Source organism: Hyphomonas sp., assembly GCF_037969335.1.
Classification (GTDB): Bacteria; Pseudomonadota; Alphaproteobacteria; order Caulobacterales; family Hyphomonadaceae; genus Hyphomonas.
Map to the genome: position 1 here is coordinate 1 of NZ_JBBKXE010000061.1, position 12,698 is coordinate 12,698.

At 63.3% G+C, this 12,698-nt stretch carries 16 protein-coding genes; 11 read left to right on the forward strand and 5 right to left on the reverse strand.

What is annotated here, in order from left to right; translation table 11 throughout:
* Window positions 1–773: hypothetical protein (locus tag AADA04_RS04960; RefSeq protein WP_340692136.1), on the forward strand; the 773-nt coding region annotated here is incomplete at its 5' end.
* A gap of 3 nt (window positions 774–776) precedes the next feature.
* Here the strand turns inward: AADA04_RS04960 and cysK are convergent.
* The gene (gene cysK, locus AADA04_RS04965; protein ID WP_340692137.1) at window positions 777–1,763 is read right to left on the reverse strand and encodes a cysteine synthase A; all 987 of its coding nucleotides are present in this window, start codon (window positions 1,761–1,763) and stop codon (window positions 777–779) included.
* A 92-nt stretch (window positions 1,764–1,855) separates the two neighbouring features.
* On the opposite strand from cysK, the gene AADA04_RS04970 reads away from it, so the two are divergent.
* Window positions 1,856–2,773, forward strand: coding sequence for a tyrosine recombinase (locus tag AADA04_RS04970; RefSeq protein WP_340692138.1), 918 nt, complete (start codon window positions 1,856–1,858; stop codon window positions 2,771–2,773).
* A 72-nt stretch (window positions 2,774–2,845) separates the two neighbouring features.
* Window positions 2,846–3,079, forward strand: a complete 234-nt coding sequence (locus AADA04_RS04975; RefSeq protein ID WP_340692139.1) for a hypothetical protein — start codon at window positions 2,846–2,848, stop codon at window positions 3,077–3,079.
* 54 nt (window positions 3,080–3,133) lie between these two features.
* Here the strand turns inward: AADA04_RS04975 and AADA04_RS04980 are convergent, their stop codons facing one another.
* The gene (locus AADA04_RS04980) at window positions 3,134–3,307 is read right to left on the reverse strand and encodes a YqaE/Pmp3 family membrane protein (RefSeq protein ID WP_340692140.1); all 174 of its coding nucleotides are present in this window, start codon (window positions 3,305–3,307) and stop codon (window positions 3,134–3,136) included.
* 111 nt (window positions 3,308–3,418) lie between these two features.
* Here AADA04_RS04980 and AADA04_RS04985 point away from each other — a divergent pair, with 111 nt between their 5' ends.
* The 4 genes from AADA04_RS04985 to AADA04_RS05000 all read left to right on the forward strand — a co-directional run bounded on the left by AADA04_RS04985 (window position 3,419) and on the right by AADA04_RS05000 (window position 5,952).
* Complete coding sequence (locus AADA04_RS04985; protein WP_340692141.1) at window positions 3,419–4,474, forward strand: CoA ester lyase; 1,056 nt, start codon at window positions 3,419–3,421, stop codon at window positions 4,472–4,474.
* Between the two features lie 94 nt (window positions 4,475–4,568).
* Window positions 4,569–5,006, forward strand: coding sequence for a hypothetical protein (locus tag AADA04_RS04990; protein ID WP_340692142.1), 438 nt, complete (start codon window positions 4,569–4,571; stop codon window positions 5,004–5,006).
* Window positions 5,003–5,419, forward strand: coding sequence for a nuclear transport factor 2 family protein (locus AADA04_RS04995; protein WP_340692143.1), 417 nt, complete (start codon window positions 5,003–5,005; stop codon window positions 5,417–5,419). Before AADA04_RS04990 ends, AADA04_RS04995 begins: the two co-directional genes overlap by 4 nt.
* On the forward strand, window positions 5,416–5,952 hold the full coding sequence (locus AADA04_RS05000; RefSeq protein WP_340692144.1) for a GNAT family N-acetyltransferase: 537 nt from the start codon (window positions 5,416–5,418) through the stop codon (window positions 5,950–5,952). Before AADA04_RS04995 ends, AADA04_RS05000 begins: the two co-directional genes overlap by 4 nt.
* On the opposite strand, the gene AADA04_RS05005 is transcribed toward AADA04_RS05000, so the two are convergent.
* Window positions 5,949–7,664 (reverse strand): bifunctional diguanylate cyclase/phosphodiesterase, encoded by a 1,716-nt coding sequence (locus AADA04_RS05005; protein ID WP_340692145.1) that lies wholly within the window; start codon window positions 7,662–7,664, stop codon window positions 5,949–5,951. The two genes, AADA04_RS05000 and AADA04_RS05005, sit on opposite strands and share 4 nt — an antisense overlap.
* Before the next feature lie 163 nt (window positions 7,665–7,827).
* On the opposite strand from AADA04_RS05005, the gene hisB reads away from it, so the two are divergent.
* Window positions 7,828–8,424 carry an imidazoleglycerol-phosphate dehydratase HisB gene (hisB, locus tag AADA04_RS05010; RefSeq protein ID WP_340692146.1) on the forward strand — a complete coding sequence of 199 codons (597 nt, stop codon included), beginning with the start codon at window positions 7,828–7,830 and terminating at the stop codon, window positions 8,422–8,424.
* Here hisB and AADA04_RS05015 read toward each other — a convergent pair.
* Window positions 8,421–9,401, reverse strand: a complete 981-nt coding sequence (locus AADA04_RS05015; protein ID WP_340692147.1) for a Coq4 family protein — start codon at window positions 9,399–9,401, stop codon at window positions 8,421–8,423. The genes hisB and AADA04_RS05015 overlap by 4 nt on opposite strands.
* 106 nt (window positions 9,402–9,507) lie before the next feature.
* Here AADA04_RS05015 and hisH point away from each other — a divergent pair, with 106 nt between their 5' ends.
* The 3 genes from hisH to AADA04_RS05030 all read left to right on the forward strand — a co-directional run bounded on the left by hisH (window position 9,508) and on the right by AADA04_RS05030 (window position 11,533).
* Window positions 9,508–10,152 (forward strand): imidazole glycerol phosphate synthase subunit HisH, encoded by a 645-nt coding sequence (hisH, locus tag AADA04_RS05020; RefSeq protein ID WP_340692148.1) that lies wholly within the window; start codon window positions 9,508–9,510, stop codon window positions 10,150–10,152.
* Window positions 10,149–10,880: a 1-(5-phosphoribosyl)-5-[(5-phosphoribosylamino)methylideneamino]imidazole-4-carboxamide isomerase gene (hisA, locus tag AADA04_RS05025; protein ID WP_340692149.1), complete on the forward strand. Its 732-nt coding sequence runs from the start codon at window positions 10,149–10,151 to the stop codon at window positions 10,878–10,880. Before hisH ends, hisA begins: the two co-directional genes overlap by 4 nt.
* Window positions 10,881–10,942: 62 nt before the next feature.
* Complete coding sequence (locus tag AADA04_RS05030; protein ID WP_340692150.1) at window positions 10,943–11,533, forward strand: hypothetical protein; 591 nt, start codon at window positions 10,943–10,945, stop codon at window positions 11,531–11,533.
* Window positions 11,534–11,805: 272 nt separating this feature from the next.
* Here AADA04_RS05030 and AADA04_RS05035 read toward each other — a convergent pair whose 3' ends face one another.
* Entirely contained in the window at window positions 11,806–12,000 is a 195-nt protein-coding gene (locus AADA04_RS05035) for a hypothetical protein (protein ID WP_340692151.1), read from the reverse strand.
* Between the last annotated feature and the right edge of the window lie 698 nt (window positions 12,001–12,698).

The following is a 12,698-nucleotide window of genomic DNA, read 5'->3' on the forward strand; positions in this document are numbered from 1 at the left end:
TATCGGCCTGGCGCCAGGTCCTCGACACCTTGTTCGCCGATCCGGACTTCACGCCGGACTCGCAGATCGAAATCGCCATGGCGACCGCGCGGAACGTGGAAATGCCCGAAGACGGGCGCGCCGATGCCATTGCCGTCGCGCTGCAGGCCGCCGCCGTCAGCCCGGCCCGCTTCGTGACAGTTTCCAGCGTCCTGTCGCAAGACCTCGCCGGCCTGAGCCTGACGCGGGAGACCGCGAAACACGCCCTCCTGTTCGCCCGTGCGAGTCTTGCGGCGAAGGACTTTGAAGGAGCAAGGCTCTGGACCCTTGTCCCCACGCTCGACGAAGCACCCGAAACCCGCGCGTTTGACTTCGCCATGATCGACGGACTGGCCGTGCTCGCCGGAAACGGAGATGCCGTGGAAACCGGGACGCGTCTCGTCACCGAAGCCAGCACCAAGGCTGATCGCCAGATGGCCGCCCGCCTGTTCGCACTGTGGACGATGACGGGAATCACGCCGCCCCCTGCGGCCCGCGACCTGATGGCAAACGACAGTGAGGCGCCCGGCAAGACAGTAAAGCCCGGCACGGTGCTCGCCATCCTCGCCGCCGCAGACCAGGGCGCTGCCGGCGAAGTGATCCTCGGCACTGTCGCTCTGACCAATGGCGACCCGTCGAAGCTCGACACGGCTGACCTGGCCCTGCTCGGCAAGGCGCTGGCCGCGATCGGCGCACAGGATGCCGCCTCCGAGCTTGCGCTCGAAGCGACCGGTTACTGGAAAGCCGCGAAATAGGGCTCAACCAAGCCCTTCGAACAAGGCGGTCGAGACATAGCGCTCGGCAAAGGACGGGATGATCACGACAATCGTCTTGCCCGCCATTTCGGGCCGCTTGGCCACATCAAGACCTGCCGCCAGCGCCGCGCCGGACGAAATGCCGACCGGAATGCCTTCGGTCCGCGCCAGGCGCCGCGCATGCGCGATCGCGTCCGCATTGGCCACTTTAACCACGCCGTCCATCAGGCTGGTATCCATATTCCCCGGAATGAAGCCGGGGCCGATCCCCTGGATGGCGTGAGGGCCCGGCTCGCCGCCCGACAGGACCGGACTTGCTTCCGGTTCGACAGCGAACATTTTCACGGCCGGCTTCTTCGCCTTCAGGACACGCGCCGTGCCCGTGAACGTGCCGCCAGTGCCGACACCGGCCACCACGGCGTCAACCGCGCCGCCCGTGTCGCGCCAGATCTCCTCGGCCGTCGTTGCTTCGTGGATCGCCGGGTTGGCAGGATTGTCGAACTGGCTCGGCATGACAGACCCGGGAATCGCCGCGAGCAGCTCAGCCGCCTTGTCGAGGGTTCCCTTCAAGCCAAGCTCCTTGGGTGTCAGGTGCAGTTCCGCACCCAGGATGGCGAGCATTTTCCGGCGCTCGATCGACATCGAATCCGGCATGGTCAGGATCAGGCGATAACCGCGCGACGCCGCCACCATGGCGAGTCCAATCCCCGTATTGCCCGATGTCGGCTCGACCAGGACCGCACCCGGACCGATCTTGCCGTCCTTTTCCAACTGCGTGATCATCCCGATGGCGATCCGGTCCTTCACGCTGGCAAGGGGATTGAAGAATTCGAGCTTCAGGAGCAGGTCGCTTTTCAGGCCCTCTTCGGCTGAAATGCGCGGTATCCGCACGATCGGCGTATTGCCCACGGTCTCGAGGATCGAACCATAGACCCGTCCGCGTCCCGGCGCATCCAGCGTCACGCCATTATAATCGACAACTCCACCCATAGCTTGTTCCCATCCTTGCTGCTTTTCGTCCGCCGCGCGTCGAGGCGCGGCACATAGAGGCGTCATTAACACAGGCAGGCTAGGCTTGTCTCATGTCAGACCGTGCCCGCATCGAAGCCTTCCTTGAGATGATGAGCGCCGAACGTGGCGCCGCTGCCAATACGCTGGACGCCTATGCACGCGACCTGGCGGATGCGTCGGAGTTCTGCGCTGGCGATCTGTCCGGTGCCACGGGCCGCGACCTCGCCGCTTGGCAGGCCGATCTCTCGGCGCGCGGCATGGCCGCCTCCACCTCCGCCCGCAAACTGTCTGCAGCGCGGCGCTTCTTCCGCTTCCTGTTCGAGGAAGGCGACCGCAAGGACGATCCGACCGCAAGGATTGACGGCCCGAAAACGTCCCGCGAAGTGCCGGACGTGCTGTCGCGCGAAGAACTCGGCCAACTGATCAACGCCTGCGGCGAAGACCTCCGCCTCAAATGCCTGGTTGAACTTCTCTACGGCGCTGGCCTGCGCGCATCCGAACTCGTTTCGCTGACGCTGGGCAGCCTGCCGCGCCGCAAGGGCGCGCGCTGGGTGACGCAGGACATCATCATTCGCGGCAAGGGCGGCAAGGAACGGCTCTGCCCGCTTGGTGGCCCGGCGCTCACTTCCCTGTCCGACTGGCTCGCGGTGCGCGAAGACAGCCTCCCCGCCGGAAGCCTCGCCCGCGGCCGCGCCGAGCCCTTCCTCTTCCCTTCGCGCGGCAAGCAGGGCCACCTCACCCGCCGCCGCCTCGGCCAGATGCTCGACACCCTCGCCCTCGCCGCCAATCTCAACCCGGCCCGGGTCCACCCGCATGCCCTGCGCCACGCCTACGCGACGCACCTGTTGCAGGGCGGCGCAGACCTCCGAAGCGTGCAGACGCTGCTCGGACATGCCGACATCGCGACGACCCAGATCTACACCCATGTCCTGACCGACGAGCTCGCCGAACTGCTCGAAACCAGCCACCCGCTCGCCCGGCCTGGCTGATCCTGAAAATAGGCCATTGCGATTCTGCGATAGCGGGACAATATCTCTGGAGACACGATGTGGAGCTTCCCGATGAACCGTTTTTTCAAGGCCCTTATTCCGACCCTGCTTCTGGCCGAACTCGCCCTCATCACCTCGGCCACCGCCGTCTGGGCGCTCCTCTCGGAATTGCATGCGGGCAAGTACATGATCATGGGCGCTGAAGCGATTGACCTTGTCGCCTCAGCCGTTCTCGCCGTCATCATTTTCCGCCGCGCCTTCGATTCCGAAGCGCGGATGACGCAAATCCCCGTCGAAAACGACTAAAAAGCCCGGCTGCACCGCGCAGCCAGGCTCTTTTCGTCATGATTTCGCGGCGCGTTAGGCGACCGCAGAGCCGCCGCGCGAGTTCACCCAGAAGGCGTGGATCACGCCGGGCAACCAGCCGATCAGCGTCAGCACGACATTGATCACGAATTGCCCCCCGATACCCTCTTTCATCGCAACGGCGACGGGTGGCAGGAAGATGGTCAGCAGGATCGTAAGCAGGGACATGGTGTTTTCCTTTGTCTTGGGTTCGCCCGATCAACGGACAAGGTGCGGCTTTGTTCCTGTTTGACGCAGTGCACCATCAGCCTTAGGCCTGTGGCGGATGAGGAGACACACATGAGCGAGAAGACACCCCGGAACTTTTTCAAGCCGCTGGCCATTGGCGCACCAGATCCAATGCGCGAACTGCCAACGCGCCTCGAGCGGATGATCCATTTCGTCCCCGGCCATAATGAAAAGGTCCGTTCGAAAACGCCCGCCATGGCCGCCAAGTGCGATGTCATCCTTGCCAATCTTGAAGACGCCATCCCCGCCGACGCCAAGGATGCCGCCCGCGCCGGCGCCATCGAAATGGCGTCCATGTATGACTGGCAGGGCACCGGCACCGGCTTCTGGAGCCGCGTCAATCCGCTGAACTCGCCCTGGTTCCAGGACGATGTGTCCGAACTCGTCCTCAAGGCCGGCCACCAGCTCGACGTGATCATGCTGCCCAAGGTCGAAGGTCCGTGGGACATCCATTTCGCCGACCAGTATGTCGCCCAGCTCGAAGCCAAGGCCGGCCTCACCCGCCCCATCCTGTTCCACGCCATTCTCGAAACCGCGCAGGGCATGGCTCGCGTCGAGGAAATTGCGCTCGCATCCCCCCGCATGCAGGGCATCAGCCTCGGCCCGGCAGACCTTGCCGCCGACCGCAAGATGAAGACCACCCGCGTCGGCGGCGGCCACCCCTTCTATCGCGTACTCGAAGACCCGCACGCCGATGACAGCGCCCGCGCCAGCGTCCAGCAGGATCTCTGGCATTATACGATCGCCCGCATGGTCGACGCCTGCCGCATGGCCGGGATCAATGCCTTCTACGGTCCGTTCGGCGACATTTCCGATCTCGACGCCTGCGAACAGCAATTCCGCAACGCCTTCCTGCTCGGCTGCTCCGGTGCGTGGAGCCTCCACCCGAACCAGATCGACATTGCCAAGCGCGTATTCAGCCCGGCCCCGGACGAAGTGAAATTCGCCCGCCGCATCCTCGAAGCCATGCCCGACGGCACCGGCGTCGCCATGCTCGACGGCAAGATGCAGGATGACGCGACATGGAAACAGGCCAAGGTCATCGCCGACCTTGCCGATCTCGTCGCCTCGAAAGACCCGGATCTGGCAGCCGCCTATAACGGGTGATTTCCTCTTAACGTGCCGCATTCGCGTGATAACCTCGCCACAAATGGCGCGGAATACGTTTAGGCGTCCAGAAAACACAAAAGGGAAATGCCGGATGATGAAATCAAACCTGTTGCTCGCCGCCGCGATCGTGTTCACTGGTTCCGCGCTGGCAGACGAAGCCTGGACCTCCCAGATCGGCGACGTGGTCTATGAGCGCGACCTCCCGACCGGAGAGGCCGTTCTGTCCTATCCCGCCAGCGATACGAAAGCGCGTGGCCTCGCCTACATCGAAGGCCTCGCACAAACCTATGAGGGCCGCGGCGCGTTCGAAGGCGTATGGATCGAAGACGACCTGCCGCCTGCCGACGCCTGCAACGTGTCGATTTCCGATCCCGAAACCGGCGCAGCCCGGAACAATTGGGGGCGCCTCGAACTCGTCTTCACCGAACCGGATTTCCCGGGCGGCTGGGTCGCCATTCGCGGCGACTGTTTCAACCAGCCTGACAGCTACCTTGTCGGGAAGCCCATCGTCGCGGAGGACGCACAATGATCGAACTCACCGGACACTCGCCCAACCTCCAACGCTGGTTCGACTGGATGGAAGGCAGCCACGATGCTGCCGGCCTCGCAGACCAGCTCGCCGAGCATGTCGTCTTCCGCAGTCCCGTCGTCCACACGCCCCAGGAAGGCAAGGCGATCACCATGGCCTATCTTTCTGCGGCGGGTGAAACGCTCGGCGGCGACACGTTCCAGTACACGCGCATCTTCGATTGCGGCGACAAGGCCGTGCTAGAATTCGAATGCGTGATGGACGGCATCAACGTGAACGGCATCGACATGATCGAATGGGACGACCAGGGCAAGATCACCGACTTCAAGGTCATGGTCCGTCCCCTGAAGGGCATGCAGGTCGTCCACGCAGCGATGGGTGCCATGCTTGCGAAGATGAAGGGCGGTGCATGATCACCGAGCCGCCGACCCTGGTGACGGAACGCCTGATCCTGCGGCCACAACAGGCCAGCGACTATGAGTCCTGCGTGGCCATGTGGAATGATGAAGAAGTCGTCCGGCATATCGGCGGCGCGACCCGTCCAGCCCAGGATGTCTGGTTCAATCTCGCCCGCTCACGCGGTATGTGGCCGCTGATCGGTTATGGCTACTGGGTCGCCGTGGAAAAGGGATCACAGCGCTTCATCGGCGAAGTCGGATTTTCGGATTTCAAGCGCGGCATGAATCCCGACCTGTCGGCGGCGCCCGAGGCCGGCTGGGCCTTCAATCGCGACTCCTGGGGCAAGGGCTATGCCAGCGAAGCTGTTGGCGCGATCCATGACTGGCTCGATGAAAATCGTCCGGGTCCGTCGAACTGCATCATCGACGCGGGCAATATCGCCTCGCGCCGCGTGGCCGAAAAATCCGGCTACGCCTTCTGGTGCGAAGCGCTTTACCGCGACAGTCCGGTCAATGTATTCCGCCGCGAAGGCGCCGGGACGACTTAACTGGCTTTGCGCGAATCAAGCGGAAGCGGGTTGGCCCTGAACGCACGCAGGAAATCCAGGAACGCGCCGTGCGGCAGGCCGGGACTGTATAGGAAACCTTGTCCCATCGTGCAGCCGCGACGGCGCAGGAAGTCTGCCTGGCGTTCCGTTTCCACGCCTTCGGCCACTGTTTCCAGGCCGAGTGTCTCAGCCATGGCAAGAATCATTTCGACAATTGCCGGGGCCTGCTTGTCGCCTTCGAGGGCCGACACGAACTGACGGTCGATCTTGAAAATATCGAATGGCAGCTGGGTCAGCATTGACAGGTTTGAGTGTCCGGTTCCGAAATCGTCGATCGCGAGTTTCATCCCCATCATGCGCAGCGGCCCCATGACTTCCGCCACTTTTGCCGGGATATCGACAGCCATGCTTTCTGTGATCTCGAGTTCCAGCCGGTTCGGGTGGAGGCCCGTCCGCTTCAGCACGTCCATCACGGTATCCGTCAGGTTGCCTTGCTCGAACTGGCGGGGCGAGACATTGACCGCCACCGACACGTCCAGTCCCTCACGCATCCAGATCCGCGCCGACTGGCAGGCCGCCTCGAGAATCTGTTCGCCGATCTGGTTGATCAGGCCGGTTTCCTCCGCCAGCGGAATGAAGGCCGCAGGGGAAATGATTTTGCCATTGTGCCGGCGCCAGCGCGCCAGGGCTTCAGCGCCGACAATCTTGCCGGTCTGGAAATTGACCTTTGGCTGGAATACGGCCTTGAACTCCCGGTTCGCCACGGCTTCGCGCAATTCGTCTTCCAGCTTGTATTTGCCGCGGGCGACGCGCGTAAGGCGCGGCGTGAAGAAGCGGAAGCCCGACGTGGCTTCGTCGCGCACCAGGCGAAGGGCCAGTTCGGCATGCCGGAAAAGCTTCTGGGAACTGTCGGCATCTTCCGGTGCCATCACGATCCCGCCGGAAATACCGAGGTTGACCGATTGGCCGTTCAGTTCGAAGGGCGCAGCAAAGGCCTGGCGGATGGCCCTGGCAATGGTCGCCACATGTTCGCGACTGACGGCATTGGGCATGTAGACGCCGAACTCATCAGCCTGCAGGGCCGCAATCGTCGCGTCGCGCAGGGCCGCGCCTGCGGGGCCGGAAATTGCCGCAAGTTCGGTCTTCAGCCGCTGGCCGGCCTGGGCGAGCAGGGCTTCACTCGCATAGCTGCCCAACTGTTCGGACGCGCGTGTGAACCGGTCGAGGTCGAGCATGATCAGGGCAGCGGGCGCTTCGAATGTGGCCTTCATCAACGACTCGGAGATCGCCTTGTCGATCGCGATCATGTTGGACAGTCCGGTCCGCGGGTCGACAAAAGCCGTTTCGCGCAACAGGGCATTTTCCCGGCGCAGCTTGCCGATCGTGCGCGTGACACCGACGCGCAGGCGGCGCAATTCAGCGAAGTGCATGCCGTCCAGAGACGCCGTGTCATCCAGGTGCGCATTCAGCAGATAGTCGTTGAACCGGTCCAGCGACCGGCGAAAAAGGTTGGCCGAGGCATAGGACACCCCTGCCGCCAGGATCGTCGCGACCGTCATCAGCACCAGTAACAGGGGAATCGGAACCGCGGTATCCAGCGGGGCGATCCCCAGCTCCATGACCCGGTAGGCTTGGACCACAACGATCAGGGCAACAAAGACAAGCGATGCCAGCATACCAGCAACCACGCCCGCAAACGCGGAAATGGTCATTCTGCCGAAAATTCGACCCAGGTGTCTGTTCTTTTTCAAGCGCCGATTCGCCTTCTTTTGGCCAGTTGCGACCGTTCCTGAACAGACATTCCGTGAATATGTTTAGAATTCAGTGAACAAAACGCGCTAGCTGTTGGGAATACAGCGCACTATATGGTTCCAGATGATTAAGCACCGCACCGCCACCGTCGACCGCAAGACGAAGGAAACCGATATTTCGGTCACCCTCGACCTTGATGGCACCGGCAAGTCCGATATCGAAACCGGTATCGGCTTCTTCGATCACATGCTGGAAAGCTTCTCCAAGCATTCCGCCATCGACCTCACGGTCCGCTGCAAGGGCGACCTGCACATCGACATGCACCATTCCGTCGAGGATACGGGCATTGTCATCGGCCAGGCCATTCTCAAGGCGCTGGGCGACTTTGCCGGCATCACGCGCTTTGGCCACGCCTATATCCCGATGGACGAGACGCTCAGCCGCGCCAGCCTTGACCTCTGCAAGCGCCCCTACCTGGTCTGGAAGGTCAATTTCGTCCGCGACAAGGTCGGCGAGATGGATACCGAACTGTTCAAGGAATTCTTCCACGCCCTCGCCGGGAATGGCGGCATGTGCCTGCACGTCGAGAATCTCTATGGCGAGAACAGCCACCACATCATCGAGAGCTGTTACAAGGCGACCGCCCGCGCATTGCGGACGGCCGTTGAAATCGATCCGAAGCTCGGCGGCAAGCCGGCCTCGACCAAGGGCAGCCTCTAGGCGGCGGCTTCCATCGCCATTTCGATCAGGTTTGCCGGATAGGGCCGCTCATAGGCCTTGATGCCGAATTGTTCGCGCACCTCTTCCAGCGTGCCGGTCCAGACGCTCTCCCAGTCAATCGTGATCATCGGCGGCGTATGGCGGCCGTGCACCCAGGCGCTGGTGATCGTGTCCATCAGGACCGGATAGGACATCGCCGGGCCTTGCGCGCCGATAACCGCCGTGACCGCCAGGAACTGCGCCGAGTAATTGTGCCCGAACTGCGACATCTGGAATGCCGAGATCGCGATTTCGTGCAGCGAGGTCGTCTCATAGCCGCCGACGAGGTGCCAGAGATCATGCGCCTGCAGCATGCGTGTGTTCAGGTAGTCGAGCGGTGACGGCAACTGCGACAGGCCAATCGCGTCGCGGTCGAGCACTTCGAGGTCGAATGAATTGTCGACAATCACATTATAGAACAGGCGGCCCACGGAATTTTCCGGGCAGGCGCCCAGTTCTTCCAGCGTATGGCGCCGTGGCAGCGGCAGCGTCGCAATCTCCAACACACCTTCATAGGTGAAAGACGTCTTCACCACCCGGTCCCGGAAACTGTCATCAAGCTCCTTGCCAAGAGCTGCCGTGCGCGAGGTGACCGCCAGCGCATCCAGCTTGCCGGCCACACCGTCTTCAGAGATCGACCAGAACGCGTCCCACAAGCCGTCCGGCGCCGTCATGGCAGGTTCGCCGAGAGTCGGGATGGGCGCAGCCCCCACAGGCTCGCCGATCCAGCCTTCGGCCAGCGCATCATAGATCTCGCCGACACGGTCCGGCGCCAGGAAGGCCGCATGGGCCAGCCGCGCGGCCAGCTTGGTGCGCAATTCATGGCTCGAGGTGCCGTTGGACGCCTTGGCTTCAGCCGCCAGCCGTTTCACGTCCGCGACATCCGGCGCCACGTTCACTTCGCGCTCGAACAGTTCTCTATTGCCACTGAAATTCATTATATCACCCTAGGTTACTCTATACGCATAGTGTTATCATGCATTTGCGGCGCGATGCAAGTGAAACAGCCTTTCGGTTTGCGTGGCAGGGCGCTAAGAGCGGCCCATGAACTCGGTCGCTCTCATCGATTATGGCTCCGGCAACGTCCATTCGGCCGCCGGTGCGCTGAACGAGGCCGCCCGCCGGGCCGGTCTTGCCATCCAGATCGCCATCACCGATGACCCCGCCGCCATCGCAGCCGCCAGCCGCATCATCCTGCCCGGCGTTGGCCATTATGCCGATTGCGCCACCAATCTGCGCGCCCGCCCCGGCCTTGTCGCCGCCCTCGAATCCGCCGTCCTCACCCGCAAGACCCCCTTTCTCGGCATCTGCGTCGGCATGCAGCTCCTCGCCGATACCGGCCGCGAGGATGGCGACACGCCCGGCCTCGGCTGGATCCCCGGCATCGTCGACCACATCGCCCCCGGCCCCGGCCTGCGCGTGCCGCATGTCGGCTGGAACAGCCTCACCATCCCCCGCCCCCATGCCCTGCTCACCGGCCTCGGCCCGGACCCGCACGCCTATTTCACCCATTCCTACGCCTTCACGCCTCAGGACCCGGCCGACATCGCCGCCACCACGGACTATGGCGCCCCCTTCACCAGCGCGGTTGCGCGCGACAACATCTTCGGCACCCAGTTCCACCCGGAAATGAGCCAGCGCGTCGGCCTGCAGCTGCTCGCCAACTTCCTGCAATGGACCCCCGCATGACCTTCACTCTCTACCCCGCCATCGACCTGAAAGACGGCCAGTGCGTGCGCCTCCTGCGCGGCGAGATGGATGCGGCCACCGTGTTCAATGACAGCCCGGCCAACCAGGCCGCCGTCTTCCACGCCGCCGGCTTCAGCCATCTCCACGTCGTCGACCTCAATGGCGCCTTTGCCGGCCAGTCGGCCAATGGCGCGGCGGTGAAAGCCATCCTCGCGGCTACGCCCGCCCCGGTCCAGCTCGGCGGCGGCATCCGCACCCGCGCCCAGATCGACGCCTGGCTCGAGGCCGGAATCTCCCGCGTCATCCTCGGCACCGCCGCTCTGCGCGATCCGCAACTGGTGAAAGACGCCGCCCGCGCCCTGCCCGGCCGCATTGTCGTCGGCATCGACGCGAAGGATGGCATGGTCGCCGTCGAGGGCTGGGCCGAAACCAGCGACATGAAAGCCGTCGACCTTGCAAAGGCCTTCGAGGGCTGCGGCGTCGCCGCCATCATCGCCACAGACATTGGCCGCGACGGCCTCAAGACCGGCGTCAATGTCGCCTTCACCAGCCAGCTCGCCAATGCCGTCACCATCCCGATCATCGCCAGCGGCGGCGTCGCGAGCACCGCCGACATCACGCAGCTTCGCGCCGCGCCCGGCACGCCCGTCTCCGGCACCATCCTCGGCCGCGCGCTCTATGATGGCGACATCATCCCCGCCGAAGCCATCGCCGCCGCCACCGCCTGACCCTGCCCCCCGGCACGCGAATGTGCTATGCTGGTTTCGTGTGTAGAGTGAGGGGCCGACATGTGAGCAGACAAGCGCCCCTTTGCCTCGCTCTGGCCGCCCTCGCGGCCTGCGCCACCCCGCCTGCTCAGCCGCGCCACGTCGTCGCCGTCGGCAGCACGCTGCAAGCAGACCTCGACACCTGCATCAACAATGCGTTCACCAGCATGGCGGGCGGCTGGCACATGCGCTTCACGGTCAGCCTGCCGGACGGCACGGTCACCGGCAGCGACGGCCACCTGCAGATCCAGCCGACAGCGGACAATCGCTGGGTCATCCTGCGCCCCGATGCGACCGGCGCCTTCGTGCCGTTCAGCGAGATCACCAATTACGGGCAAGGCCAGATGGAATCGATCCGCCTCGACGTCGCCGCCACCACCATCTTCCAGGAGCGCTACACGGACTGCCACCCGCCGGACGCCAGCGGCCGTTTCAAATATGTCTCCTTGCTCGACCAGGCCCTGCCGGATGGCAGCCACATGCACACGACCCGAACAGGCTGGGGCTCGGCCGACTATCATTATTCCGTAGACGTCATGGAAGGCGACACCAACCCCGCCCTCTACGCCCTCCGCACCCGCACGGGCGAGCGTGAAAGCCCGCCGCTGGACTAGCGCCGTCAGGGGTGAGGGGCTGCGCAGGGATCAGGAATCGATCCAGTGGATCGATTCCCCCGCAGCAGGCCTTGAGCGCAAGCGAAAGGCAATCGCTGAAATAAGCCCCCTCTCCCTTGGGAGAGGGGCTAGGGGTGAGGGGCAACCAACCTCTCAACAAAGACGACGGGATCAGCGACGCAACGAAACCGCGCGCGGCCATAAACACCGCACCCGCTGAGACGCCATGTCCCCTCATCCCCAACCCTTCTCCCCAGGGAGAAGGGGGCAGCTCAAACCTTCGTCGAAAAGCTCTTCCGCAACCGCCGCCGCGTCCGCAACGCATGCGCCATGTCGCTTTCCGGCGCGTCGGGCGGCGTCTCGGTCTCGTGCAGCGGTGCCAGTTTCGCGGCGCGCCGGCTCAATGCCTCGGCGGCGGCTTTCTGGACCGCCTCGGCGGCCCTGATCTCGGTAATCCTGAGGTCCATCACATGTCTCCTCTACGCTACTAACCTCGCGCAGCACGGAGCCGCGCTTGGGCGCAGTATAGCCGAAACGGGCCGGTTTTTCCATGAAAGGTCGGTTAGGCGAAGCATGAACCTGCCAGATCGGGCCCGCGCTGCGAACCCGGTTCGTCGGTAATACTTTCAAAGTCGAGGCCGTAAACAAAGCACGGCCTCGACAATCAGAGAAAGTATATCGCTAGCGCGTGTGGCACGCGCGCGAACACCAGTAGCATCCATCAACATTAGAATAGTGCCTACGGGCCTCACGTACGGCTGGCGCGCAGGATTCGAAGTTTCCGAGATAGATGCGATTCGCCTCAAGAGGCAGGTAGCTACACGACAAGGTATGAACCTCGTGCTCTCCGCCCGACTGGGCATTCTTATTGACGTAATAGTGAGCCATTTAAGGCCTCCTTTTAAGAGGCCGAAGCTTGACCGAGCGAGTCGCAACAGACTACATCTCAGCTACTGCTTCGGCAGTTGAAAAAGCCGAGGGGCACAGGATCAGGACCGTCAAATCTAGTTCCTGTGCTTCCTCGGGACCTCTGATTCGGAAGGTCAAACGGGAAGATACTGGATTCTCAACTCCCAGTCGCCTCCCCTTCCAGTTTTCCACAGGCTGAGATTAATAAAACAGCGGACTGTGAAAGTTCCCTCTATGTTCTGTTGACGGGGCAGAC

Excerpts from the sequence above, each read along its gene's own strand:
- AADA04_RS05000 (WP_340692144.1), top strand. The coding sequence starts at position 5,416 with ATGATCACCGAGCCGCCGACCCTGGTGACGGAACGCCTGATCCTGCGG.
- AADA04_RS05035 (WP_340692151.1), bottom strand. The coding sequence starts at position 12,000 with ATGGACCTCAGGATTACCGAGATCAGGGCCGCCGAGGCGGTCCAGAAA.
- AADA04_RS04970 (WP_340692138.1), top strand. The coding sequence starts at position 1,856 with ATGTCAGACCGTGCCCGCATCGAAGCCTTCCTTGAGATGATGAGCGCC.
- AADA04_RS05015 (WP_340692147.1), bottom strand. The coding sequence starts at position 9,401 with ATGAATTTCAGTGGCAATAGAGAACTGTTCGAGCGCGAAGTGAACGTG.
- AADA04_RS04975 (WP_340692139.1), top strand. The coding sequence starts at position 2,846 with ATGAACCGTTTTTTCAAGGCCCTTATTCCGACCCTGCTTCTGGCCGAA.
- hisB (WP_340692146.1), top strand. The coding sequence starts at position 7,828 with ATGATTAAGCACCGCACCGCCACCGTCGACCGCAAGACGAAGGAAACC.
- hisA (WP_340692149.1), top strand. The coding sequence starts at position 10,149 with ATGACCTTCACTCTCTACCCCGCCATCGACCTGAAAGACGGCCAGTGC.
- AADA04_RS04990 (WP_340692142.1), top strand. The coding sequence starts at position 4,569 with ATGATGAAATCAAACCTGTTGCTCGCCGCCGCGATCGTGTTCACTGGT.
- hisH (WP_340692148.1), top strand. The coding sequence starts at position 9,508 with ATGAACTCGGTCGCTCTCATCGATTATGGCTCCGGCAACGTCCATTCG.
- AADA04_RS04980 (WP_340692140.1), bottom strand. The coding sequence starts at position 3,307 with ATGTCCCTGCTTACGATCCTGCTGACCATCTTCCTGCCACCCGTCGCC.
- cysK (WP_340692137.1), bottom strand. The coding sequence starts at position 1,763 with ATGGGTGGAGTTGTCGATTATAATGGCGTGACGCTGGATGCGCCGGGA.
- AADA04_RS04985 (WP_340692141.1), top strand. The coding sequence starts at position 3,419 with ATGAGCGAGAAGACACCCCGGAACTTTTTCAAGCCGCTGGCCATTGGC.
- AADA04_RS05005 (WP_340692145.1), bottom strand. The coding sequence starts at position 7,664 with ATGACCATTTCCGCGTTTGCGGGCGTGGTTGCTGGTATGCTGGCATCG.
- AADA04_RS04995 (WP_340692143.1), top strand. The coding sequence starts at position 5,003 with ATGATCGAACTCACCGGACACTCGCCCAACCTCCAACGCTGGTTCGAC.